General features: G+C 69.1%; 27 protein-coding genes. 15 read left to right on the top strand and 12 right to left on the bottom strand.

Going from position 1 to position 23,561, the window contains the following annotated elements; genetic code table 11:
* The first annotated feature begins 79 nt into the window (after window positions 1-79).
* From AB0B97_RS20450 to AB0B97_RS20430, 5 genes are all read left to right on the top strand, one after another.
* Window positions 80-553 carry a VOC family protein gene (locus AB0B97_RS20450; protein WP_357495499.1) on the top strand — a complete coding sequence of 158 codons (474 nt, stop codon included), beginning with the start codon at window positions 80-82 and terminating at the stop codon, window positions 551-553.
* Window positions 554-1,183: 630 nt separating this feature from the next.
* On the top strand, window positions 1,184-1,525 hold the full coding sequence (locus AB0B97_RS20445; protein WP_357495497.1) for a hypothetical protein: 342 nt from the start codon (window positions 1,184-1,186) through the stop codon (window positions 1,523-1,525).
* Window positions 1,526-1,780: 255 nt separating this feature from the next.
* Window positions 1,781-2,110, top strand: coding sequence for a GrpB family protein (locus AB0B97_RS20440; protein ID WP_357495495.1), 330 nt, complete (start codon window positions 1,781-1,783; stop codon window positions 2,108-2,110).
* A 252-nt stretch (window positions 2,111-2,362) separates the two neighbouring features.
* The gene (locus tag AB0B97_RS20435) at window positions 2,363-3,400 is read left to right on the top strand and encodes an acyl-CoA desaturase (protein WP_357495493.1); all 1,038 of its coding nucleotides are present in this window, start codon (window positions 2,363-2,365) and stop codon (window positions 3,398-3,400) included.
* Between the two features lie 674 nt (window positions 3,401-4,074).
* Complete coding sequence (locus AB0B97_RS20430; protein ID WP_234581695.1) at window positions 4,075-4,371, top strand: helix-turn-helix domain-containing protein; 297 nt, start codon at window positions 4,075-4,077, stop codon at window positions 4,369-4,371.
* Between the two features lie 105 nt (window positions 4,372-4,476).
* Here the strand turns inward: AB0B97_RS20430 and AB0B97_RS20425 are convergent, their stop codons facing one another.
* Window positions 4,477-5,436 (bottom strand): AraC family transcriptional regulator, encoded by a 960-nt coding sequence (locus tag AB0B97_RS20425; protein WP_357495490.1) that lies wholly within the window; start codon window positions 5,434-5,436, stop codon window positions 4,477-4,479.
* Between the two features lie 103 nt (window positions 5,437-5,539).
* Here AB0B97_RS20425 and AB0B97_RS20420 point away from each other — a divergent pair, with 103 nt between their 5' ends.
* Together AB0B97_RS20420 and AB0B97_RS20415 are read left to right on the top strand one after the other, a co-directional pair.
* Complete coding sequence (locus AB0B97_RS20420) at window positions 5,540-6,397, top strand: NmrA family NAD(P)-binding protein (RefSeq protein WP_357495488.1); 858 nt, start codon at window positions 5,540-5,542, stop codon at window positions 6,395-6,397.
* Complete coding sequence (locus AB0B97_RS20415; RefSeq protein WP_357495486.1) at window positions 6,394-6,897, top strand: anthrone oxygenase family protein; 504 nt, start codon at window positions 6,394-6,396, stop codon at window positions 6,895-6,897. The genes AB0B97_RS20420 and AB0B97_RS20415 overlap by 4 nt, the downstream gene beginning before the upstream one ends.
* Window positions 6,898-6,984: 87 nt before the next feature.
* Here AB0B97_RS20415 and AB0B97_RS20410 read toward each other — a convergent pair whose 3' ends face one another.
* The gene (locus tag AB0B97_RS20410) at window positions 6,985-8,088 is read right to left on the bottom strand and encodes an FUSC family protein (RefSeq protein WP_357495484.1); all 1,104 of its coding nucleotides are present in this window, start codon (window positions 8,086-8,088) and stop codon (window positions 6,985-6,987) included.
* Window positions 8,089-8,376: 288 nt separating this feature from the next.
* On the bottom strand, window positions 8,377-9,063 hold the full coding sequence (locus AB0B97_RS20405) for a Type 1 glutamine amidotransferase-like domain-containing protein (protein ID WP_357495704.1): 687 nt from the start codon (window positions 9,061-9,063) through the stop codon (window positions 8,377-8,379).
* A gap of 356 nt (window positions 9,064-9,419) precedes the next feature.
* Between AB0B97_RS20405 and AB0B97_RS20400 the strand changes: the two genes are divergently transcribed.
* From AB0B97_RS20400 to AB0B97_RS20390, 3 genes are all read left to right on the top strand, one after another.
* Window positions 9,420-10,649, top strand: a complete 1,230-nt coding sequence (locus AB0B97_RS20400) for a cytochrome P450 (RefSeq protein WP_357495482.1) — start codon at window positions 9,420-9,422, stop codon at window positions 10,647-10,649.
* The gene (locus tag AB0B97_RS20395) at window positions 10,646-10,873 is read left to right on the top strand and encodes a ferredoxin (RefSeq protein WP_234587540.1); all 228 of its coding nucleotides are present in this window, start codon (window positions 10,646-10,648) and stop codon (window positions 10,871-10,873) included. The genes AB0B97_RS20400 and AB0B97_RS20395 overlap by 4 nt, the downstream gene beginning before the upstream one ends.
* Window positions 10,874-11,334: 461 nt before the next feature.
* The gene (locus AB0B97_RS20390) at window positions 11,335-11,664 is read left to right on the top strand and encodes a TraR/DksA C4-type zinc finger protein (RefSeq protein WP_234587543.1); all 330 of its coding nucleotides are present in this window, start codon (window positions 11,335-11,337) and stop codon (window positions 11,662-11,664) included.
* 48 nt (window positions 11,665-11,712) lie between these two features.
* On the opposite strand, the gene AB0B97_RS20385 is transcribed toward AB0B97_RS20390, so the two are convergent.
* Window positions 11,713-11,964, bottom strand: a complete 252-nt coding sequence (locus AB0B97_RS20385; RefSeq protein ID WP_234587545.1) for a potassium transporter TrkA — start codon at window positions 11,962-11,964, stop codon at window positions 11,713-11,715.
* Window positions 11,965-12,119: 155 nt separating this feature from the next.
* Window positions 12,120-12,329: a hypothetical protein gene (locus tag AB0B97_RS20380; RefSeq protein ID WP_357495479.1), complete on the bottom strand. Its 210-nt coding sequence runs from the start codon at window positions 12,327-12,329 to the stop codon at window positions 12,120-12,122.
* Window positions 12,330-12,499: 170 nt separating this feature from the next.
* Here AB0B97_RS20380 and AB0B97_RS20375 point away from each other — a divergent pair, with 170 nt between their 5' ends.
* Together AB0B97_RS20375 and AB0B97_RS20370 are read left to right on the top strand one after the other, a co-directional pair.
* A complete protein-coding gene (locus AB0B97_RS20375; RefSeq protein ID WP_357495702.1) occupies window positions 12,500-13,036 on the top strand; it encodes a GNAT family N-acetyltransferase in 537 nt (178 codons plus the stop codon).
* 164 nt (window positions 13,037-13,200) lie between these two features.
* Entirely contained in the window at window positions 13,201-13,593 is a 393-nt protein-coding gene (locus AB0B97_RS20370) for a nuclear transport factor 2 family protein (protein ID WP_357495477.1), read from the top strand.
* Here AB0B97_RS20370 and AB0B97_RS20365 read toward each other — a convergent pair.
* Window positions 13,590-13,724: a hypothetical protein gene (locus AB0B97_RS20365; protein ID WP_357495720.1), complete on the bottom strand. Its 135-nt coding sequence runs from the start codon at window positions 13,722-13,724 to the stop codon at window positions 13,590-13,592. The genes AB0B97_RS20370 and AB0B97_RS20365 overlap by 4 nt on opposite strands.
* A gap of 260 nt (window positions 13,725-13,984) precedes the next feature.
* On the opposite strand from AB0B97_RS20365, the gene AB0B97_RS20360 reads away from it, so the two are divergent.
* Window positions 13,985-14,683 carry a DUF899 domain-containing protein gene (locus AB0B97_RS20360; protein WP_357495475.1) on the top strand — a complete coding sequence of 233 codons (699 nt, stop codon included), beginning with the start codon at window positions 13,985-13,987 and terminating at the stop codon, window positions 14,681-14,683.
* 46 nt (window positions 14,684-14,729) lie between these two features.
* On the opposite strand, the gene AB0B97_RS20355 is transcribed toward AB0B97_RS20360, so the two are convergent.
* From AB0B97_RS20355 to AB0B97_RS20345, 3 genes are all read right to left on the bottom strand, one after another.
* Window positions 14,730-15,575 carry an NAD-dependent epimerase/dehydratase family protein gene (locus AB0B97_RS20355; RefSeq protein ID WP_357495473.1) on the bottom strand — a complete coding sequence of 282 codons (846 nt, stop codon included), beginning with the start codon at window positions 15,573-15,575 and terminating at the stop codon, window positions 14,730-14,732.
* A gap of 549 nt (window positions 15,576-16,124) precedes the next feature.
* Entirely contained in the window at window positions 16,125-16,514 is a 390-nt protein-coding gene (locus tag AB0B97_RS20350) for a YciI family protein (RefSeq protein ID WP_234587559.1), read from the bottom strand.
* A gap of 290 nt (window positions 16,515-16,804) precedes the next feature.
* Window positions 16,805-18,040, bottom strand: coding sequence for a glycosyltransferase (locus AB0B97_RS20345; protein WP_357495471.1), 1,236 nt, complete (start codon window positions 18,038-18,040; stop codon window positions 16,805-16,807).
* Window positions 18,041-18,251: 211 nt separating this feature from the next.
* Here AB0B97_RS20345 and AB0B97_RS20340 point away from each other — a divergent pair, with 211 nt between their 5' ends.
* Window positions 18,252-19,547 carry an MFS transporter gene (locus tag AB0B97_RS20340; protein WP_357495469.1) on the top strand — a complete coding sequence of 432 codons (1,296 nt, stop codon included), beginning with the start codon at window positions 18,252-18,254 and terminating at the stop codon, window positions 19,545-19,547.
* A gap of 59 nt (window positions 19,548-19,606) precedes the next feature.
* On the opposite strand, the gene AB0B97_RS20335 is transcribed toward AB0B97_RS20340, so the two are convergent.
* On the bottom strand, window positions 19,607-19,921 hold the full coding sequence (locus AB0B97_RS20335; RefSeq protein ID WP_357495467.1) for a hypothetical protein: 315 nt from the start codon (window positions 19,919-19,921) through the stop codon (window positions 19,607-19,609).
* Between the two features lie 152 nt (window positions 19,922-20,073).
* Window positions 20,074-20,283 carry a hypothetical protein gene (locus AB0B97_RS20330; protein ID WP_357495465.1) on the bottom strand — a complete coding sequence of 70 codons (210 nt, stop codon included), beginning with the start codon at window positions 20,281-20,283 and terminating at the stop codon, window positions 20,074-20,076.
* A 569-nt stretch (window positions 20,284-20,852) separates the two neighbouring features.
* On the opposite strand from AB0B97_RS20330, the gene AB0B97_RS20325 reads away from it, so the two are divergent.
* Window positions 20,853-22,316 (top strand): MFS transporter, encoded by a 1,464-nt coding sequence (locus AB0B97_RS20325; protein ID WP_234587572.1) that lies wholly within the window; start codon window positions 20,853-20,855, stop codon window positions 22,314-22,316.
* Window positions 22,317-22,341: 25 nt separating this feature from the next.
* On the opposite strand, the gene AB0B97_RS20320 is transcribed toward AB0B97_RS20325, so the two are convergent.
* Window positions 22,342-23,559 (bottom strand): DUF6596 domain-containing protein, encoded by a 1,218-nt coding sequence (locus tag AB0B97_RS20320; protein WP_234587574.1) that lies wholly within the window; start codon window positions 23,557-23,559, stop codon window positions 22,342-22,344.
* Window positions 23,560-23,561 lie beyond the last annotated feature (2 nt).

Below are 23,561 nucleotides of genomic sequence, written 5' to 3'. Positions count from 1 at the left end.
GGGAGTAGGTTGGACGCAGCGGGCTGTCTAGAACAGCCTTGAACTGCGTCCAACGGCATCGAACTGCCCTGACGGTGAGGTGGAGGCGGCACCGCTGCTAAAGAGCGTGCAGGTCATCGATGGTCAGCCTGAATTCATCGAACTGATGGCCTGTGGGAGTGGGCGGCACATCGTCGCTATGGTCGGTGTCGTGGAGACACTGGGCCGACTTGCCGGAGTCACGGTCGACTGCCGGGATCCGCAGCGACTGGCTGACTTCTGGTCCGTGGTGCTTGGAGGACGCGTGACGGAGTCTCTTCCCGGCTGGCGGCGCGTCACTGTCGCCGGGGACGGCCCGGTGCTGACATTCCAGCCGGTTCCGGAGCCCAAGGCCGGCAAGACGCGACTACACCTCGACATCGCCGTTACCGACGTTGACGAAGCGGTCGATCGGATCGGGATGTTGGGCGGGCGGTGGACAGGTGAACGGCATGACTACCACGAGGGCGCGGTCCTCGTCATGACCGACCCGGAGGACAACGAGTTCTGCGTCGTGCAGTACTACCGGGTGTGATCTGGTTCGGCTTTCGACCGAGCATCCGAGACCTGCTGATGGCGTCGTACGCACCGTCGTCGTTGCACACTGATCACAAGCGGCCGCGAGAGCGTGGAGCCGTCGACACACTCTTCTGCCGCTGACAAGGCGCGGTGCTCGTGGGCGTGCTTTCCCAATTACCGATGCGGCTGAGGGAGCCAGCGCTGGTGCCAACCGCAGCGCTGGGCCGGCAGTTCAGGAGCGGTCGGCGGCCCGGTGCGAGCCCGGTCTAGGGGGAGCAGGCTGGGAGCAGTCGGCGGCATACGGGATGGTGAGCTGCGGTGGCAAGTCTGTAGGGGTACCGAGGAGAGGCAGCTTGGTGCCGACGCGTGAAGATTTCACACAAGGTGCGCAGTGGTGCTTCCGGTTATGCGATCAACCGATCATGCTTCATGGGTGATCGCCATCGTCGTGCTTGGCGCGCTGCCAGCTGTGGCGTGGTGGCTCGCGTCATTCGACCACCGCCTCACCAAGGAAACGGCTTCACGGTCGTCGACATGACGGGCTATCCGATGGAGTGGCGGATCGCGATGGCGAAGAGAGCCGACGACTCGGGGCGGAAGGACGTCATCCGCATCGGCTTCTGCTGTACCAGTTCTGTTGCTCGGCATGGGGGTCCTGGTGTTGGCGGTGCTGTTCGACGACGACCTGGAGTGGTGGATCCAGGGCAGGGTGCTGGCGCACGTCATGAGGCTGGTCCCCGCCGACGTGGCCGCAGTCGACGAGTTCGACGAGTGGCTCAGCCCCGGCCGGGCAATGGGATATCTGGACATCCGGAAGATCGACGATCCGGAGGCCGCCAAGCGGCTCGTGCGTGCGCTGTCCGTGGGCGCCCGCAGGGCCCTGGAGGAGACGCAGGAGCAGGAACCGACAGACGAGGAGATGGTCGAGTTCTACCGTGGCCTCTGCCGAACGGTGGACAAGGCGGTTCGGCTTCCTCGTTTCTCGTGACGTGTCGTCGCGTCACATGGTCGGTCGTTGATTGAGTGATGCCACCGCCGCCGGGCCCACCGACCCGGCGGGGTGACGAAAACGGGGCGTCCCCTCAGGGGTACGCCCATACGACCCGTAGTCGCCCTGGATGTCGGCACCTCTCGCTGTCGGCATCGACCAGGTGAGCATGAACATCAGCTACTCGCCGCGAGGGGGTCGACGTCGTCTTGGGCCTCGCGGAGCTGCACGGCCTGATCGTCGACGACCTTCAGGATGACGAGGTCACCGGCTCGGGTGGGGACTACCAACGCACGTCAGCTCGGCAGCTTCTCCGAGCAGTTCCCGCTGCTCTTTTGTGACCATCTACGGGCACATCCCCCGGCCGGCAGCGAGTACGCCGATGTGGAACGCCGACCGGCGGCGCAGTTTCGCCACGACCGGCCGGCCTACGTCGGGGCCAAAGGCTCGATCGTCTGGAAGGTCATCCGGCACGCGGACGCCTGGGCTCAGCACATCGGAGGTGGTCAGGGTGGATTCGGCCTTGCCAGTTGTCCGTACGCCGGCTGTCAACGAGCTTCGTATCGTGCCGATGGTGTGCTGTGAATCCTGCTTCACCGGCGTGGCGCGCTGGGATGCCTTCTGGCGCCGGTGCGTGGGCTAGGTGAACGGTGCTTGCGCCATGGTTGCGTGAGCTGCCGTTTCCTTCTGCGAGAGGCGGCTGTGAGGAAGACTGGGACGGTCAAGCGGCGGTTCGCTTGCTCGATGTCTGTCGTATAGCGAAGGGGTCGCGTGCCTGCCCCCTCGCGGCTGTTGGCAGACCCGTGACCTGAACGGCCATCCTGTAGGAGGGCGAGAGTGAGTAGTGCGGATCTTGGCGCTCGCAGTGACCGTGGCAGTGCGTACGCCGAGCTGTCTCGCCTGGTCCGGGGCGCGGGTCTCCTCGACCGTCAGCCCTGGCGCTACGCGACGCGGATCGCGCTTGTGCTGGGTTGTCTCGGCGTCCTGGGCGTGGTGTTCGTCCGGCTCGGACCGTCGTGGTGGCAGACGGCTGTCGCGGCCGCCGTGGCGATGTTCCTCGGGCAGTTGGCCTTCGTCGGTCACGACGCCGGGCACCGGCAGATCTTCCGATCCCGTCGGGCCAACGATGTTCTCGGCCTCGTCTGTGCGAATCTGCTGACCGGGATCAGTTTCGGATGGTGGGTCGACAAGCACAACCGCCACCACGCCCATCCGAACACCGAGGGCCGCGACCCCGATCTCATGGTGGCTCCGCTGTCTTTCACTCCGGGCCAGGCTGCGACGCAGCGTGGCCTGCGGGCGCTCTTCGTCCGGCACCAGGCGGCACTGTTCTTCCCTCTGCTGTTGGGGGAGGGTGTGCACCTGCACGGCGCCAGCGTCCGGGCGATCATCAGCCGTCCTGGGCTCCGGCACCGACCGGTGGAGGCCGGCCTGCTCGTCCTGCACTTCGCCGCGTACCTCGGGGCCGCGTTCCTGGTTCTGAGCGTTCCGCAGGCGATCGTGTTCATCCTGGTCAACCAGGCCCTGTTCGGTCTCTACCTGGGCAGTTCCTTCGCACCCAACCACAAGGGGATGCCCATCCTCACCGAGGCCGACGACCTCGACTACCTGCGCCGACAGGTCCTCACCTCCCGCAACGTACGTGGTGGTCGACTCCTCGACGCGCTCCTCGGCGGGCTGAACTACCAGATCGAACATCACCTGTTCCCCAGCATGCCGCGACCCAACCTGCGCCACGCCCAGCCGCTGATCCGCCAGTTCTGCACCGAGCATGGCATCGCCTACCACGAAACCAATCTGATCCAGTCCTGGGCGCAAGGGCTGGCCCACCTGCGGGCGATCGGGACCGGAGCGACCCGCCAGGGCAACGGCTGAGTCTGGTCAGCGATTGCCCTGGTCACCGACCAAGGCCCGGGCAGGCCACCGCTGAGAGACGGCTGCTGGGGATTGCTGTCGGGGTCGGGGTGGGTGACCGGCGGTCAGGAAATCTAGGTTCCGACGACTAGATATCTTCGGTGGTGTGGCATACTCTTCTTCGAGTCGAGAGGAAAGATCCGTCAAGACGTAGACGGGCTGTCCGGCCGTGGGATCACGACGGGCGGCGAGGAGAGGAACATGCTTCACCGTTCCTCTCGAGAGGTAGTAGGAGCACGTCAGTTACGGCGTGACGCACGCCGGTTGCAGGTGGGGCCAAGGCTCTTTTCGGGGCTCCAGCTGATGTTCGCCGTACGTGTCGGGGCCATGAAGTCGCGTGGGCTCCGGTGCCGGCGGACCGTACGACAGCAAGGGGAAGAAGTAGCAGAGGAAAGGGAGGGCCTTACACCGTTGGATCGCCCGCCGTCGGCTGTCATGTCAGGCCGGGCGGACACCGCAGTTTCCATCGAACGAGAGGTGGTCTCCGGTCACGCATATGCGATCCTCGCGCCCGATGCCGTCAGTGGCGGCTGGTGCGGATACGACAAGCCGACGTTTCTGTCGGAAGATGGTGTTCTGACCCGTAACCCTGGGCCCCGGCGCTTATGCGCCGGGGCCCTCGACGTGGAGGTGACATGGGGCAAAACCCCGAGGACATGTTCGGCGATGAGAACTACCCGGCCTACACCATCGGCCAGGCCGCGGAGATGCTCGGCGCCACGCAGGACTTCCTGCGTCGCCTGGACGAGGCGAAACTGATCAACCCGCACCGCTCCAGCGGCGGGCACCGCCGCTACTCCCGCTACCAGCTGCGCCTGGCCGCCCGGGCGCGGGAGATGGTCGATCAGGGCACCGCCCTGGAGGCCGCCTGCCGGATCATCATTCTCGAAGACCAACTCGAGGAAGCCCTCCGGCAGAACGAGAAGCAATAGCGTGCGCGGCGAACCGGCGGGCGGCGCGTAGCGCCCGATCATTGGCAGCGGCGGTACGGACGGCGTGGGTGCCGGGAATGGTGCACACGGCCCGCGTCGGCACGGTCATCCCACTGGAGTGAGGTCAGGTGACCCGACGGCCTGCCGGTGTTCGGCCGGGCTGAGACCGCGTACCCGTTTGAAGGCCGCGCTGAGTGCGAATGAGCTGCCGTAGCCGACCTGGCGGGCCACCGCGGCGACGGTGGCGTCCGGTTCGCGCAACAGGTCGGCGGCCAGCGCGAGCCGCCAGTTGGTGAGGTATGCCATCGGCGGCTCGCCGACCAGTTCGGTGAACCGGCGGGCCAGCACCGCCCGCGAGGTACCGGTCCCGGCCGCGAGGGTGGCCACCGTCCACGGCTCTGCCGGGTGGTCGTGCAGCAGCCGCAACGCCGTGCCGACCACCGGATCGCCGTGCGCTCGGTACCAGGCGGGCGCCGCCGCCTCCGGCCGGGAGAACCAGGCCCGGAGTACGGCGATGAGCAGGAGGTCGAGCAGCCGGTCCAGGACCACATCCTGCCCCGGCTCGTCCTTGGTCATCTCGTCGTCGAGCAACGGGATGAGCGGGCTGTCCAGTGCCCCGGCCGGCAGCACCAGGAGATGGGGCAGGACCCTCAGCAGCCGTTGGCTGACCTCGCCCTGCAACTGGTACGTGCCACTGAGCAGCACCGCCGCCCCGTCGGCGCGTTCGCCCCAGGTCCGGATACCCAGGTCCATCACGTCGCACAACTCGTCCCCGGTGGGCGTGGTGCTGCGCTCACCGGGATGAATGACCGCCTGCGGCGCCGTGGCCGGGTCGTCGGCGATCGTGTACGGCTCCGGGCCACGGATGATCGCGACGTCGCCGGGGCGTAGCGGCACCGCAGCGCCCTGGTCCGGCACCACCCACGCTGTGCCGCGCAGCATGGTGACAAGGGTGAGGGGCGCGCGATCCTGGATCCGTACCGACCAGGGCGGGTCGAACACCGACCGCATCAGGAACGCGCCGCGCGCCCTCGGCCCGTCCAGCAGCCCCGCGAGCGCATCCATGCGCTCAGGTTAGCCCTGCGACGTGGACCGTCGAGACGCCAGGACATGCGATCGAGAGTCTCGCCCATTCCCGGTGCGCTCGCCCTCGAATTGACTGGTTGGCATGACGAAGACCGTTGATGAGCAGCCAATCCTCGTACTGGGCGGCACCGGCAAGACCGGCCGCCGGGTGGTGGACCGGCTCGCCACACTCGACCGGCCGGTGCGGGTCGGCTCCCGCTCCGGCGAGCCGCCGTTCGACTGGACCGACCAGCGCACCTGGGCACCCGTACTGGACGGGGTTTCGTCGGTCTACCTGGTGTACTACCCGGACCTGGCCGCACCGGACGCCGTCGCGACGATCCGCTCGTTCACCGAACAGGCGGTGTCCGGCGGGATCGAACGGCTGGTTCTGCTTTCCGGCCGGGGCGAGGAGGAGGCCACGCTCAGCGAGCGGGTGGTCCAGGACTCCGGAGTGGCCTGGACGATCGTGCGGGCGAGCTGGTTCAACCAGAACTTCAGCGAGGACTTCCTGACCGACTCGATACGCGGCGGCCAGGTCACCCTCCCGGCCGGGAACGTGCCGGAGCCGTTCGTCGACGCCCGCGACATCGCCGACATCGTGGTCGCGGCACTGACCGACGACGGGCACGCGGGGCAGCTCTACGAGGTGACCGGCCCGCGGCTTCTCACCTTCGCCGAGGCGACCTCGGAGATCGGCGACGCGCTCGGACGGGAGATCCGCTACCGATCGGTTTCGCCCGAGGAGTACGCCGCCGTCATGGCCGGGTACGACGTGCCGGCGGAGCTCGTGGCGGTGCTGACCGAGCTGTTCGGCAAGGTGTTGGACGGCCGCAATGCGCGGCTCGCCGATGGTGTGCAACAGGCGCTGGGCCGCAGGCCGCGCGACTTCACCGACTATGCCCGCGAAGCCGCCGCCGCTGGCGCATGGGACACGTCACCCGCTGGAGACCGGGCATGAACGCCACTCTGGCTGCCTGGTCGGCCGCGGCGACAGTGGTGGTCACGGGTGCGATCACCGGTGTCTACTACGCTTTTTCGGTGGCGGTGATGCCCGGTCTGAACGCCGTCGCCCCCGGTACCGCCATCCCGGCCATGACGAGCATCAACCAGAGGATCCAGAATCCGCTGTTCTTCGTCACGTTCTTCGGCCCGCTCGTCGCCGCCACGGTGACCGGTGTGTTGCTGTTGCTCCTCGGGAAGCGGTCGGCGGGTGTGCTGTTCCTGATGGCCGCGGCGGTGTACCTGGTGGGCGCGTTCATCCCGACGGTGGTCGTCAACGTGCCGATGAACGAGAACCTCGACGCCGCGGGCGTGCCGACCGATCCTGCGGAGGCGGCCCGGGTGTGGGCCTCCTACTCGTCCGCCTGGACGTCGTGGAACTCGGTACGCGCCGGTGCCAGCCTGATCAGCCTGCTGCTGGCTGGTCTCGGGATCTACCTCTCGGGCACGTCCCGATGACGTCGCCGTCCGGTGCTGGCAGGGTGGACGCTGTGACGCGGCATCACGTCGTGGCGCGGATTGTTATCTCCGGGCCGACGACAGGTGTCACGCCCGGCTCAGGCCGAGCGCCTCGTCCACCCGGTCCAGCACCGTCATGTCGTCATGGCCGACGCCGCGCAGCAGGTCGATGGCGGTCGCCCGGATCTGCCCGACGATCATGGTGACCGGCAGCGGCGGATCGGACCGGAGCAGGCCCGCGGCGATCCGGACCGCTTCCAGGGCCGCCGCGTCGGCGCGGTGCGCGTGCCGGTCGGCGTCGGCGCCGCTGAGGTCGCTGGCCAGCGCCTCCCCGGCCGACCGTACGGCGGCGGTCAGCGCGCCGATCGCGGCGGCCAGCTCCGGCGGTGTGGCGGTGTGCCGGCGGGTCAGGGTCGCACTGGCCCGAGCCAGCACCCGGATGTTGCGGGCGGCGTAGTCGAGCTGCCGCAGCGTCGCTTCCACGTCGGCGAGCTTGCCCAGGTGCCGGCGGCGCAGCCCCAGCCGCAGCGTCTCACCGGTGGCGAGCACGGCGGTCTGCAACTGGGCGACGCAGTCGTCCACCTGCCGGGCCTGGTCCAGCGCGGCGCTGGCGGCGTCTTCGTCGCAGCTCTGCAGCGCCGCGTTCACCTCATCGAGCAGGTCGGCCAGGTCGGTGTAGCTGCGCCGGGCCTGCGACACCAGCGGCGCCAGCGGGTCGCGGGCGGCCCTCAGCTGGCTGGCGGCCAACGCCACCGCGCCGCCGATGAGCGCGTCGATGAAGCGGAACGGCATCAGCGTCCCGTGCGGCGCGGCGACCACCACCAGGTACATGGCCGAGACGGTGGCCTGCACGACCAGGGCACGGCGGGCACCGATCACCACGAGCGTCGAGGTGGTCAGTACCAGCACCAGCAGGACCGTGCCGGTGCCCGGGCCCAGCGCGTACACCAGCAGCTCCGCGACGAGCACGGCGGCGGCCACGGCGAGCAGGATCTCGACAGTCTGCCGCAGCCGTCGCCCGCGGGACTCACCGAGCACGACGAGCGCGGCGGTCGGGGCGTAGAACGGGTCCGGGTGACCGATCACCACTGCTGCCACGAGCCAGGCGATCACCGCGGCGGCGGTCAGCTCGACCACGGTCATCCCGTCGCCCCGCAACCGCGCGACGGCGTCGCGCCCCCACGTCCGCACCGGTGACACCCCTTCCGCCCCAGCGGACCGGGGACGGCCGCCGATTGATCTTCCGCGAGGACGGGCACTACCCCGCCCGTGACCTGCTCAATCGTCAGGTGGTGGGCGGCACTCGGGACGGGAGGCCCGTGACGCGCGGTCAGTCGTCTCCGTCAAACTCGGCCGCGTCGACGAGGCCACCCAGTCAGTACGGGGATGTGCCGGACCGTAGTCCGTCGACGAGGAGCGCGACCATGCGTCGGCCGTAGCAGTCGGTTCGGTGGGCCGGCTCGAATTCCGCTTTGTCGGTCAGGGGTTGATCAGTTTCCAGTCGCCTTCGGAGATGACGTCAACTGTGCCATCGACCACCTTGATGGCGGTGTTGTCGTCGATGGCGTAGGTGGGGACCGGGATTCCGGACGCCCATTTCTCGATGCTGGACAGCTCGGTGTCCTCCATCTCCGGATGATTGAGGTGGGGGTACAGCGTGAAATCCACAAGCCCCAGCGCCCGGTCGGCGCCGTGCGCCATGTCGCTGCCGTCCGGGACGAAGTCAAGGTCAAATTCGGCGTCGCAGTTGTACGGGGTGACCGCGATGCTCCCCGCGCTGACCCCGACGTAGACCGTGTCACTTAGCGACGGTAGGAGGTCGGCCAGGCCCGACTGGCGCAGCCAGTGGGTCAGGTAGAGCACATCGCCGCCCCAGACGAGGAGGGCATCGGCCTGCCGGACGGCCGGGACCCAGTTCTCTTCTCGGATGGTCGGCAGTGCGGTGAGCTCCAATATCCCCAGGGATTTCCAACCGAGCTGCGACAGCGGGATCGCGGCCGGGCCGTCAATCGCCTTCCATGCCCGCTCGGCTCCACCGGGGAAGGGGTAGACAGCGGTGGGGATGAACAGGGCCGTGGACTCGGCGATCGGCTTGCCCAGCAGGTCGACGAGCGCGTCGGCGATGCTCGGATTGCAGATGCCCGACGACGTGAGAAGGAACTTCATGAAATCACTCTCCTGGCGCCGCCGCATGACGGCGATGAGGTCGTCCATCAGGGTCGGCGTCTCGGATCGCTAACCCGAGCGACACATCGCTGGATCATCCGCTGACGGCCGTCCAACCGTCAACAGCCTCTCCGGTACGACGACCCGGACCCGCTGCCACGCGCCTCGCCCGCACTTTGCTCGCCCCGGACGCGGACTTCATGGCGATCATCGACATATGCCGCTACGATCCGATATCGAACCATCACCGAGCGTCAATGCGTGGCTGTTCGTGAGCCCTGGACGCTGGCAATCGGCGCCGCTACGAACGTGGTGCCCGGCCTGAGGATCACGCCGTTCCGACGAAGGGAATCCGGATGACGGAGAGCGCGCAGACCACCGAGAGCCGGACCGTTCCGCCCGCGCGACAGTACCCGTTCGGTGTGCCCGACCGCCTCGTCGTCGATCCGACCTATGGCGAGCTGCGCGAGAACGAGCCGATGACCCGGGTGCAGCTCCCGTACGGCGAGGAGGCATGGCTCGCCACCCGGTACGAGGACGTCCGTACGGTCCTCGGCGACGTGCGGTTCGGCCGCGCGCCGGCCGTTCAGCGCGACGAGCCCAGGCTCACCCCGCGCCAGCAGTACAGCGGCATGCTGACCATGGACCCGCCCGATCACACCCGGCTGCGCCGGCTGGTGGCGAAGGCGTTCACGGCACGTCGGGTCGAGGCGCTGCGACCCCGTACCCAGGAAATCGCCGAAGCGCTGGTCGACGACATGGTCCGGCTCGGTCCTCCGGCCGACCTGGTGGAGCACGTCGCCACGCCGCTGCCGATCCAGGTGATCTGCGAGCTGCTCGGAGTCCCGTACGCCGACCGCGACCGCTTCCACGTCTGGTCCGAGGCGATCGTCTCGACCACCTCGCTGCCCCTGGAGACGATCCAGGAGTACCTGAACAATCTCTGGGGCTACATCGGTGGTCTGGTCGCCGAGCGCCGCCGCGAGCCGGAGATCGACGACCTGCTCGGCGCGCTGGTGCGGGCCCGTGACGAGAATGAGGATCGGCTCAGCGAGACCGAGCTGGTGGAGCTGGCCGGAGGGCTGCTCGCGGCCGGCCACGAGACCACGGTGACCCAGATCCCCAACTTCGTCTACGTCCTGCTGCACAATCCGGACCAGCTCGCTCGGCTGCGGGCCGACCCGTCGCTGGTGCCGGCCGCGGTCGAGGAACTGTTGCGGTACGTGCCGCTCGGCGTCGGCTCCTCCTTCGCCAGGTACGCCAAGGAGGACGTCGAGGTCGGCGGGGTTCTCGTCCGGGCAGGTGAGCCGGTTCTCGGCTCGCTGTCGTCGGCGAATCGTGACGGCACCGTCTTCGCCGACCCGGACCGGCTGGACTTCGACCGCGGGCAGAACCCGCACCTGGGCTTCGGGCACGGCGTACACCACTGTGTCGGCGCGCAACTGGCCCGCATGGAGTTGCAGGTCGCCGTCGCCACAATCGTGACCCGCCTGCCCGGGTTGCGGCTCGCCGTACCGGAAGCCGAGCTGGAGTGGAAGCGCGGCATGTTGGTGCGGGGCCTGCTCGGCATGCCGGTGGCCTGGTGAGTACGGCGTGGCGGCTCGGGGTGGACTCGCGTCGCTGCATTGGCACGAGCATCTGCGCCGGCACCGCGCCCGAGCATTTCCGCCTGGTGGGCGGCCTGTCCGAGCCGCTGGCCGACGTCGTCGCCCCGGCCGACGTCGTCCTCGACGCCGCCGACTCGTGCCCGGTGGAAGCGATCACGGTCCGCGACGCCACCGACGACCGACTCATCGCGCCCGAGGAATGACCCACCCGGGGGTCGCGACGACCGTTCCGACCGCCCCAAGACCGGCGAAGCCATGGCTGGATTTGTGCTGTTTATCCAGATCGCAGGATGCGGGTGGCGTGCCCGACCAGGACGGGGCCGCCAAGGCTGATCATGGCAGGAGCCGGGCCTCGACGCAGGCGTTGGCATTACTGCGGACGCCGCCTATGGTGGAGACATGTCCCCGGTGACGTTCCGCTCTTCTGCCGTCACCGGTGTGGCGGCAATCGGGGCTGCCCACGTGGCGACGGCGGCGTGCCGGATGGTCGGGATGCGGGTGCCGGTTGTGCGCGAGTTGCACATCGCGTCCACGTTCCGGCTGTCGAGCCCGGCGCGAACCGGCCGAGGCCCCCCGCGGAATCGTTGCATCACGAAACGACCGCCAGGGCGAAGCTTTCAAGCTTCGGCCCTTTTCTTTTTCCCTTGAAAGGTAGAGGTAGACCATGAGCGTCGATCATCGAACCGTCGACCAGGGCTGGCTGGCTGATCTGCGAGCGTCCCTGGCGGAAGACTTCGCCACGCAGACGGCTCGGCTGCGGGAACTGACCGAGCTCAACGCGGACACCGGCGACCCGAGCGAGGCCCACAACCGGGCCGCACTGCTGGTGGCCACCCGCCGCAACATCGAGCAGATCACCGGTGCGTTGAGCCGCATCAGCGACGGCACCTACGGTGCCTGCAAGAAGTGTCGCCAGAACATTCCGGCCGAGCGGCTCGAAATCCTTCCGCACGCGCAGTTCTGCGTGTCCTGCCAGGCGAAGCACAACGGCTGACTCGCGGTGTGGCTGCCGTGCCCCGGTGGGCACGGCAGCCGCAGACCGTCACCCAGGAGATGACTCCGCCACGGTGACGATGTCCAGGACATCAAGGATTCCCAGGAGTCTGGCAAGGGTCACCGCCTCGTCGCGGGTCAGGGTCAGAGAGCAGGTGGCGTCGGGGTCGTCGGGGGACTCGTAGACGAGATCTCGCCGGCCACCTGGACGGTGCGTGACCACGCCCACGCGGCGACCGTCAGCGGTGGTGAACATGCGGCATATCCCGATACCGGGCAGCGGGGTCAGTTCGACAATCATGGGGACTCCAGCGGGCAGGGTGCGGATTCGCGCAGCGGCGCAGGCCGACGGAGTGTGGCGAGCCACGTGCGGCGGGCGCGGTGACAGTGCTGCCGGCCGGTCACGGAGGCCAGCCGGGCGCAACGATGGGGATCGGCGCGAGCGGGGCGAGTGGATCAGGCGAGGCCCCGCGCATGGCGCGGGGGAGCACGATCCGCCGACCAGGCGGGCACACAACCGGGGATCGCCCGCCGTGCGGAACGGAACACGATGCACAGCCCGATCGACCGGGTGGCGGAGAGCACCAGCACGAGCACGGCAAGCAGCAGCATCGTCGGCAGCGGCGCTCGCTCGCCGACGCGCCGGAGGCCGCGTCGATCGTGCATGCCCAAACCATAGCCGTCGCCCAGAGTGCGGACCACCTTCGCATCGGGTGACCACCCACGCCCCGCCAGCAACGCCGGTGACCGGCCTCGCGCGCCGGGCCCGACACCAGCGAGCACCAGGTCGGCGACCAGTTGCGAGGGCCGAAATGCTACGAAGAGACGTGCCCGAGATGACGAGTTCCCCTGATGCCACGTCCCTGGAAACTCCGCGGCTGCTGTTGCGTCGCTGGCAGAGCACCGATCTGGACGGCTTCGCCGCGGTGAACGCACAGCCTGAGGTCATGCACTACATCCATGACGGTCGCACCCTGGACCGGGCGGGGACCGCGGAGCGCCTGGCCAACTATCAGCGACACTGGGATGAGCACGGCTTCGGCCTGTACGCGGTGGAGGTCAAGGAAACCGGCGATCTGGCCGGTTTCACCGGGCTGGCGGTGCCGACCTTCCTGCCCGAGATCATGCCGGCCGTGGAGATCGGCTGGCGACTCGGCCGCGCGTACTGGGGCCGGGGCCTGGCCACCGAGGCTGCCCGGTCTGTGGTCGCTCACGCTCGCGCCGGGCTCGGACTGCGGCGGCTGGTCAGCATCCACATTGTCGGCAACGAGGCGTCGGCGCGAGTGATGGTCAAGCTGGGCATGACGCTGGACCGCGAGACCGTGCAGCCGGACACCGGCCGCCGGGTCCGGGTCTATGCGATGGATCTGTAGGCGGTCCACCCGGAGACCGTTCCAGTACTCAGCTCATGTCGACGGCGTACGTCCGGGTTCCGGGTGCCGGTGTAGCCCGATCAGAAGGTCTCGCCACGGCGCCTTCCGGCCGTAGCCGGCCCCGTGGCGGATCCCCACAGCGGAAAAGCCCGTACGCTGGCGTAATGATCGACTTTCGCGCGGCCGTTGAAGCACGCGACGCCGATGCCCTTGAGGCGGCCCTGGCCGACGACGTGCTGTTTCGCAGCCCGGTGGCGTTCAAGCCTTATCCGGGTAAGGCCATCACCGCCGCGATCCTGCGGGGTGTGCTGCGGGTGTTCGAGGACTTCCGGTACGTCCGTGAGCTGAGCGGCGAGGGCGGTCGCGATCACGCGCTGGTATTCGAGGCGCGAATCGGCGACGTCGCCGTCGAGGGCTGTGACTTCCTGCACCTGGATGAGAACGGTTTGATCGATGAGTTGACGGTCATGGTTCGTCCCCTGTCCGCCGCGCAGGCCCTGGCTGCCGCGATGGCCGCTCAATTCGAGCGGATCCAGCGTGAGGCGACCGCCGGCTAGAACGTCCGAGCTGGAGCGTCACGCAGCATGCCGAGCCGCTCGGGCACCGTGTCCTGCCCGGCGTCCACGAGCGAGATGAAGTGCTGCAGGTCGCGCATCGGCATCCTGGTGAGGAACACCAGGCGTCGCACCGCTCTGGCGTCGTGGACGCGGTGACCGTAGTGGTCCCGGGCCACCTCGACCAGCCCGGCCCGCTCGTAGTAGCGCAGCGTGTGAGAGGCGTGATGTCGAGCAGGTCGGCAACCGCCGCGATCGTCGTCGGCTCGGGGAGACGTCGGACAGGTCGGTGAGGTGTCCGGGCGGGAGTTGCCCGTCGCCGCTGTGTTCGATACGGCCGGCGGGCTACGACTACTTCATGAGGACACCGCCGAGAACGAGAGGAAGCTCGACCATGACGGCACATGTGGTGACGCCCGAGCAGTGGCTGGCGGCGCGCAAGGAGCTGCGCGAGCAGGAGCGTGGGGCGATGGAGGCGCGCGACGCGGTCAACGCCGCCCGCCGGCAACTGCCCTGGATGGCCATCGAGGACGAGTACGTCTTCGACGGCCGGCACGGCAAGGCACGGCTGATCGACATGTTCGAGGGCCGGTCGCAACTGATCATCCAGCACTTCATGTTCGATCCCGCGTGGGACGAGGGCTGCAAGCACTGTTCCCTGCTGACCGACGGCATCGGCGACCTGGCACACCTGCACGCCCTGGACACGACGTTCGCGGTGGTCTCCCGGGCGCCGATCGACAAGATTGAGGCCTTCCGGCAGCGCATGGGGTGGAACGTGCCGTGGTACTCATCGCACGGCGGCACGTTCAACTACGACTTCCACGTGACGCTCGACGAGACCGTGGCCCCGGTCGAGTACGACTACATGGACAAGGCCACCCTGGCGGCATCGGGTGAGTGGTTCACCGAGGGCGAAGCGGGTGGCATGAGTGTGTTCGCCCGCGACGGCGAGAAGGTCTACTACACCTACTCCGCGTACGGCGACGGGATCGACGTGTTCCACACGACGTTCAACTACCTCGACCTGACGCCGAACGGCCGCCCGCTCGAGCCCGGCCGGCCGTGGTTGCGACACCACGACCGGTACTGAGCGTGCTGGTGGCGGGCATCCGTCCGGAGGCCCGCCACCGCTGCGGTCAGCCGTGCGGGTGCCGGCGGTAATACTCCACCAGCGACGTGTGCACCGGCTCCCAGCCCATCTCGCGCCGGGTCCGGTCCGCGCTCACGACGTGGTCCATGAGATAGAGCTCCGCGATGGGAGCGATCTCCTCGGGCGGTTCCTGGTCGGCGGGCCAGCAGATCGCCCGACCGCCGGCCGCCGCAGCCACGATGTCGGCCACCGGCAGATTCTCGGCCACACCGTTCCAGCGGGTGCCGCCGGCCGCCCGCTGGGCGACGGCCAGATAGAGCCGCGCCAGGTCCTCGACGTGCACCACGGGCCATTGGATGCCGGCATGACCCAGATAGACGCCGGTGCCGAGACGCTCCTGCACAGGCACCATCGTTCCCCGGATGACGCCGCCCCGGTTGCCGTAGATGAGCGCCGGCCGCACGATGATCCCGCCTCCGGCGACAACCCTTCTCTCCATGTCGGCACGCCAGGCCACCACCGCGGGCGGTCGTGGCACGGTGTCCTCGTAGGTGGTGCCGGGACCGAGGACGTCGGTGCCCGAGGTGTGGATCAACCGTGCCCCGGCTGCCATGATGGCCTCGGCGCTTCGGCTCTCGACGTCCCCCGGGACCCAGGCGATCTGGATGACGAGGTCGAAGCCATCCGCGGCGGCTTTCAGCGACGAAGGGTCGGTGATGTCGCCCGGCACCGGCCGGTAAGCCGGCGGCACCGGCCGGCCGTCGGGGCGCTGCAGCGCCGCGACCTGGTATCCGGCTGCGGCAAAGGCCTTGGCCACGTGGGAACCGGCGTAGCCGGTCGCGCCGATGACCAGAACGGTAGTTGATTGCGGGTCCTCGGGCATGCCGTCCATCTGTGCTCCGTTCGGTGAAGGGGGCGCCGGTGCGGGAGGGGTTGCAGGCCTTGGCCGGTCAGCAGGTATGCGTCGTCCGCCGCACCGACCATTGGGACGGCCTGCCCGAACTCCGCGTCCATGCCACCCACCAATTCCTGCAAAGCCGATCGGCGCAATAAATTTAGGCAAGCTCCCGGTGGCATGCGTCTTTGAAATTGCGCGGTCGGGACCCGGCTCCTTTTCTGCCGTCGTTCGGGCGACTGCCGGGCAGGGTCGTACTCCGGCAATTCCTCAGCACACGTACGAAGCTGGGCGCGCGCTCGCCCACTTCGGGATGCGCGCGCTGGCGCGCTTCGGCGGCTACGGGGCCGCCGCGCACACAACCTGCCCGGCGGTGGCATCGGGCTGGGCGGCGGCTACGGGACGGCCGCGTTCGGCGTGGCGGCGATGAAGCCGAGGGGCGCGTACGGCGGTTCACCTCGACCTCTGCGGGCTGGAGCCCATATCCTCGCTACCGGAACGGCCGGCCGCCGCACCTCGGCGGGCCGTTCCGGGCGGGCGGTGCGGTCAGAAGTCCTTTTCGGAGACCTCTTCGACCGGGCGAACCTCGACGGCCCCGACCTTGGCGTCGGGGAAGCGGGAGGCGATCTCGGCGGCGCGCTCCGGGCTGCCACATTCGAGGAAGAAGACGCCGGCGAGGTACTCCTTCGCGTCCGGGAACGGTCCGTCGGTCGGGCTCGGCACTCCGTCGCGAGCGGACAGCCTGGTGCCCTCGGCCGGGGCGGTCAGTGCGGCAGCGGTCAGCAGCTCGCCGGAGGCACGGATCTCCTCGACCAGGTTGACGTGCTGAGCGACCCGATCGGCGCGTTCCTGCTCAGAGAGCGTCTCGCCGTCGTGGAGGAAAAGCGGGTGCTTCCAGGTTGAGGAGTTGGTGTAGATCAATACCACGTACCTCACGGGCAATCCTTCACGTTTGTCGTCCGCTGCCGAACGTCGGACGTGCTGGGCTGGTGACTGCCGCAGGCTACCGTCCGCGTCGGACACCTTTCAATCGTGCTCAGGAAGCGGCGCACACTCGAAGTTGCCAGCCATTCCGGCGACGCCAACCTCCGACGGGGGAGCTGGAAGAGGTGGTGGGCGATTCCCGTTGGGCTCCGATAATGGCGGGCATTTTCGGCGGTATGCCGAGCGGGTTCCGCGCCGAGTGGACGGGACAGGCCGGGACTGTCCCGGCCCGCACCGTGGTGTCAGCGTGCCGCTGTGGCGGTCACGTGGACGCGCTTGCCGATCCGTCCCGCCTCGGCGAGCAGGTCGGCTCCCCACCGTTTCCACAGGCCGTCGAGCCGGGAGGTCACGATGACGTCGTCGACTGTCCCGTCCTCCAGTGTGGTGCGTAGCCCGATGCCGTGCCGGACATCGTGCCGTCCCGGTTCCGCTGCGGCGAGTCGGGCGACGGCGTTCACGTCGAGGTCGTACAACACGGCGGCCGGCAGGCCGGGGGGCACCTGATCGCCGGCGCCGAGCACCGCCAGGCTCCCGCCGGTGGGCAGACCGGCCAGGACTCCGGTGATCTCGCCGGTGACGTCGCGGCCCTGAGCGGCCGCAGTCTGCTCCAGGACCTGGCGCAGCTCGTCCTCCCACGTCCAGTAATCGTCGCGGTAGCGCATCAGCAGGACCCAGCCCACCTCGAGCGGCGGGGACGGATGCTTGGCGAAGAAGCGGTCCATGTTGCGCAGCAGCTCGTCGAAGCGTGCCGGGTCCCGCGGGTGCGGCGACTCGATCGCCCACGCCGTCCGGCTCATGCGCAGGCCGACGCCGTCGCGCAGCAGGCGGTACGCCAGCTCGAGGTCCTCGAAGCCCCACCCGACGAAATCCTCATCGAAGCCGCCGACGGCCGCGAAGTCGGCGGCCGCGACCGAGCAGTTGAGGGTGAAGAAGTTCTGGTACGGCACCAGCAGCCGGGACAGGTCGAACTCGTGGGCCGCGAGATGTGCGTGCCGGACGTCCCGCAACGTCGCGCCGGCACGTTCCACGAGTTCGTCAGGTGTCGATTCGTCCAGTTGCCGCATGAGACCGGCGTCGACTCCTTCCGGGTCGTAGCCGTACGTGTACCCGACGATCGCCCAGCGGCCGGGGACTTCGCGGTGGGCGCGCAGGTGGGCGTCGACGAAGTCGCGGCCCACGAACGTGCCCGTGTCGAGGAAGATCAGTAGAGGTGCGGTGGCCAGCCGGGCGCCGGCGTTGCGCGCCGTGCCTACCCGGTTGCCGCGGTCCTCCTGGCGGTGATACTTCAGGCGCAACCGGTCGCGGAACTCTCCGACGGCCGCTTCGGTGTCGTCGCTGGATCCGTCATCCGCGACGATCACTTCGAAACGATCGGTGTCCAGGCTCTGCCCAACCAGTTGGGCCAGATTGCGGCGTAACAGGTCCGCCCGGTTGTAGGTCGGGATGATCAGCGAGGCCGGCGGGGTGTCGTGGGACATCGGTCTGCTCCTTTCGGTGATGACGGCGGCGGGATGCGGCCGGAGCCGCTCACCCCCTTCTGAGGCGTCGGATCCGGCACGACCCGGCCGACAGGGCAGCTACGGATGTGACGCGGGTCACGTTCCGGATGCGGCTGTGGATGTCTCGTTCGTGTCCCAGGGGTCCGACGAGCAGATAGAGACCGTCCGCAACCGACAGGGGAGTGAGCAGATGACTGACCACGAGGAGCGTGGGCCGCGTTCGCCCGACGGGGTGCCGGTGCTGCTGGAGACGCCGGATCGACCGGAGGCAGTCAGCGAGCCGGTAGGTGTCGCGGCGGCCGTTCGTGCGCGGTGGGCCGTGACCGGGGTCTTCTTCGTCAACGGCCTGCTGCTGTCGACGTACATCACGCGGATCCCGTCGATCAAGGCTGTTCACCAGTTCGGTGACGCGCAGTTCGGCATGATCCTCACGCTGCTCGGCGTCGCGGCGTTGCTGACCATGCAGTTCGTCGGCGGCATGGTGGCACGGTTCGGCAGTTCCCGGGTGATCCGCACGATGTTGCTGTGCATGCCACTGGCCCTGGCCGCTGTCGGTTTCGCGCGAACCGCCCTGCAACTCGCCGTCGCGGTGATCCTGCTCGGCATCGTGCACGGCGCGACCGACGTGGCGATGAACGGCCATGCCGTAGTGGTCGAGCGCGTCGGTCGGCGACCCATCATGAACGGCTGCCACGCGGCGTGGAGCATCAGCGCCGTGCTGGCGTCGCTCGTCGGCGTCGGTCTGATCAAGGCCGGCATCGCCCCGTCGTGGCATCTGGCCGGCGTTGCGATAGTGATGCTCGCGGCCGCCCTGCCGCTGACCGCGATGTTGCTGCCCGCGTCGGTCGACCGCAACCCGGTGCAGGCCTCCGCCGACGCCAAGCCCCGGGCGAGCTGGCGTACCGGTTGGAGCCGCCGGGTGCTGATGTACGGCGCGATGGGCGCGACGCTCATGGTGTGCGAGGCGGCCGTGACCAGCTGGAGTGGCATCTACCTGCACGAGATCCGCGGTGCCGAGCTGGCCGTGGCGTCGCTGGCCTTCACCGCGTACACCGCCTTCCAGACGTTGATCCGGCTGTTCGGTGACCGCCTCACCGAGCGCTTCGGCGGTGCGGTTCTGTTCCGGGTGAGCGGGCTGGTCGGCATCGCCGGCATCGCGGTGGTCGTCCTCGTACCCTCGCCCTACGTGGCGATCGCCGGGTTCGCCATCCTCGGCGCCGGCACCGCCGTGCTGCTGCCGCTGATCTTCAGTGCGGTCGGCCACGCCGGTGGCGACGGACCGGGCGCGACAACGTTCGTCGCGCGGGCCACGACCTTCGCGTACGGCGGCATCCTGCTCGGCCCGGCGATGGTCGGTTGGTTCGCCGCGGTCTTCGGTCTCACCTGGACGTTCGCCGGGCTGCTCCCGCTGATGGCGGCGATCGTGCTGAACAGCCGCGTCATGGGACAGGCGGACGCCGCCACCGACCGGGAGGCGGCCGCCTGAGCCGGGGGCAGGGACGGTGTGGGTGCTTTCCCCTTGCCCCGCCCGTCCCTGCCGCCGCCTCACTGCGTCATGTGCTGCGCATCGAAGCCGTAGCTGCCGATCAGCTCGGCCTCGGCGGCCTCCGGGCCGCCGGCCACCCGGGCCTTGAAGTCTCGCTGGAACGCCGCGAACGCCTCCACGCCGCCGAGGGCGTTGGAGCCGTCGGAGACGCCTACGTGAACGAACGTGACTCCGTCGGCGAGGCGGAAGGCCGCATAGCTCAGGCCGTCGGGCCGCTCGGCGGTCAGCTCGGCGAACACCTCCTCGATCAGGCGCTGATTCTCCTCGGCCGAGTCCGGCCGCATCTCGTACCGCACCACGAATCCCTGTCCCATCGCGTTCCCTTCTCCTTGCGGGCCGCCGACGGCGACCCGCTGCCGATGTGTGGTCGCTGGTCGGTCGGCGCCGGGCGTACTCCCGCAGGCCGGCCACGTAGAGGTTGGGGGTTTCCAGTGCGGGGAAGTGGCCCACCGCACTCGTACTCCCGTCAGTGGACGATCGACGGAAAGTCGCTGTCGGCGTAGCGCCCGATGGGCCGTGCCGGTTCACGCTGATGAACGGCCATGGCGAGCGGTACCAGCGGCGGCACGGCCGGGTACGCCGACGTCCCGCCCCGCAGCGCGCCGGCGGGCTGCGGCGAGACGACTGCCCCGGCCGTCCAGGCGGTCCGCGGAGCGTCGATTCGGAACGGCTTCAACGCGCTCCTAACAGGTCGCGGCGATGGTTCGGGAATGGCATAGGCAGCAGTTTCGCGAGCCCGGTGAACGCGGGTGCACGCGAAGCATTCCCGCGCTGGCCATGCTATCGGGGGCCGCTGGCGGTGGTCGATCGGCGCGCGCAAGGAGCGCAATCTGCGAGAAGTCTGCTCCGGTGCTGCTGCCTACTCTGACTGCACCTGGTCGACCGTCATGAATGTGTGGAGGCAGCATGGGGGAGTCGAAACGCCTGCGGTCGTCCCGGGCTCCAGCGGCGCGGACCCTTTCGCGGCACGACAACTCTCACATCCAGGTCCGGGTCTTCGCCCACGCCCGTCAAGACCCGGTTGGGCACCTTCTCCATCCCGCTACCGCGGACGGCGGCCGCCGATGATCCGGCGTCGTCCGAGGCGGTTCTGCGCACCGCCGGGCTGGTCGATCCGCCGTAGGCGCTGACGCGGCCCGGCGTCGTCAGTCGCCTGTTCCCGCACCCCTGAGAACCCTGGCCTGCGTCGACGCCGGCCAGGGTCACCGTGCGAAAACGCGAACACCTATCGAAAGGGCCCCTGAGATGGCGATAACCGAGACCGCATCCGCGCCACCGAGCCGGCTGGACACCCGCCGCTGGCTCATTCTCGCCGTGTTGTGTCTGGCGAACTTCATGGTCATCCTCGATTCGCAGGTCACCATCCTGGCCGTGCCGTCCATCCAGTCGGCACTGCAGATGACTCCGGGCGCGGCGCAGTGGGTGCTGAGCGCGAACCTGATCACCTTCGGCGGCATGCTGCTGCTCGGCGGACGCGCCGCGGACCTGCTTGGCCGGCGTCGGGTCTTCATGGCCGGAACGGTGCTGTTCCTGATCGTCTCGCTGGTTTCCGGCCTCGCGTGGAACGGTGAGGTGCTGATCATCGCCCGGGCGCTGCACGGGGTCTCGGCCGCGCTCATGGCGCCAACCGCGTTGTCGATTCTGACCAGCGAGTTCCCGGAGGGCCCGCACCGGCACCTGGCACTCGGCGCGTGGGCGGGCATCGCCGGCGTCGGCGCCACCATCGCGCTGCTGGCCGGTGGCGTTCTCGTCGACGTACTCGGCTGGCAATGGATCTTCTTCCTCAACATCCCGGTGGCAATCGTGATGCTCGTCGTCAGCCCGCTGCTCCTGCGCGAGAGCACCGATGTCACCCTGCGCCGCCGGTACGACGTGGCCGGCGCGCTCTCCAGCACCGCGATGCTGGCGCTGCTCATCTACGGCGTGCAACTCGCGCCGACCGCAGGCTGGTTCGCCGGCCGTACTCTGGCGGTGTTCGGCGCCGCGGTGGCGCTGCTGATCCTGTTCGTGGTGATCGAGTCACGGTCGGAGGCGCCCCTGCTGCCCCTGCGGATCCTGCGGTCGAACTTCGTGGTGGGTGGCAACCTCTCGATGGTCACCATGGGCATGCTGGCCGTCGGCGTCTCGGTGCTCGTGTCCCAGTACGCCCAGGGTGACCTGCTCGGATGGTCGGCGACGGAATTCGGGCTGCGTCAAGCGATCATGCCGTTCATGGCGTTCGCTGGCTCGTTCATCGGCCAGCGGTTCGTCACCCGCTACGGCACCCGCGCGGTGGCGGTCGTCTGCCTGGTGCTCATGGGCGTCGGCCCGGGCATGATGATTTTCGCGGTGGGCGCCGGTGGCCCGTTCCTGCTGATCTTCGCGGCCATGTTCTTCTTCGGCTCCGGCCTCGGCCTCGGCACGGTCGCCGCCTCGGCTGCCGCCCTGACCGGCGTACGCGAGAACGACCTGGGCCTGGCCTCCGGCATGAACACGGCCGCGCAGCAGATCGGTGGCGGTTTCGGCGTGGCCATCGTCTCCACTGTCCTGGTCTCGTACTCGACCGGCGGCACTCCGCAAGCCGCCGAGATGGCGGGTTACCAAGCCGGCTTCGTCGCGTGCGTCGGCTTCGCCCTCCTCGGGCTGCTGGTCACGGTGCCCTTGCTGCGGGGCGTGCGGCGTCCCCAGCCCCGGGATCCGGCACTCGAGTTCGCGGTGCACGCGGACTGATCGCCCGCCCGGCTCGGCTGACCCCTCAGCTGAGCCGGGCGACGCGCCGTTCCAGATAACGGCGCTCCGGCAGACTTGTGGCGCGGCGAGCGGCCAGCTCGTACGTGTCGCGTGCCGCGTCGTGCTCGCCGGCCATCTCCAGAAGATGCGCGCGTACGGCGTGCAGCCGGTGACCGTCGGCCACCCGGGCGTCGTCGACCAGCGGCTCGAGCACGGCGAGCCCGGCGTGCGGCCCGTGCACCATGGCCACCGCGATCGCTTCGTTGAGTTGCACGACGGGATTGGGCCAGATGCGGGCGAGCAGTCGATAGAGCACGAGGATCTGCGGCCAGTCGGTGTCCTCCGCCCGAGCCGCCTCGTCGTGCACCGCCGCGATGGCGGCCTGCAACTGATAGACCCCCAGCGGCGCCGACGACAACGCTCCAGTGATCAGCTTGACGCCCTCGTCGATGTAGTCGCGGTTCCACCGGGAGCGGTCCTGCTCGCCCAGCGGGATGAGGCTTCCGTCCGGCCCGGAACGCGCCGGACGACGCGCCTCGGTGAGCAGCATCAACGCCAGCAGCCCGGTCACCTCCCCGTTGCCGGGCAGCAGCCGGTGCAGCTCCCGGGTGAGGCGCACCGCTTCGGTGATCAGCTCCGGACGGTTCAACTCAGCCCCGGTCGTCGCGGCGTACCCCTCGTTGAAGATCAGATACAGCACCTGCAGCACGACCGCGAGCCGGTCCTCCAGTTCGCCCTCCGGCGGCAGGCGGAACTCGGAGCCGGCCGCCTTGATGCGCTGCTTGGCGCGGGTGATGCGGCGGCTCACTGTCGCCTCCGGAACCAGGAACGCCCGCGCGATCTGTGCTGTCGTCAGCCCGCCCACCGCGCGCAGGGTGAGCGCGGCCTGCGACAGCGGCGAGACGGCTGGATGACAGCAGAGGAACAGCAGGGTGAGCGTGTCGTCGGGAGAGCCCGGGGCGTCGGCTGGCGGCGCGTGCATCTGATCGGCGGGGGTGAGCGCCGCAACGGTCACCTCACGCTGCTGACGTGCCGTCTCGCTGCGCCGCGCGTCCACCAGCCGCCGGGTGGCAACTCGGATGAGCCAGCCCACGGGGTTGTCCGGGACGCCTTCCTGCGGCCACTGCACGGCCGCGGCCACGAGCGCCTCCTGTACGGCGTCCTCGCACGCGTCGAACGAGCCGTGCCGCCGCACCAGGGCACCGAGCACACGGGGCGCCAGCCCGGCCAGAACGTCGTTCATGC

Origin of the sequence: Micromonospora sp. NPDC049004 (assembly GCF_040649315.1) — a bacterium.
Taxonomy (GTDB): domain Bacteria; phylum Actinomycetota; class Actinomycetes; order Mycobacteriales; family Micromonosporaceae; genus Micromonospora.
Note: the sequence above shows the minus strand (reverse complement) of the source record. Positions and strands in the feature narration are given on the sequence as shown.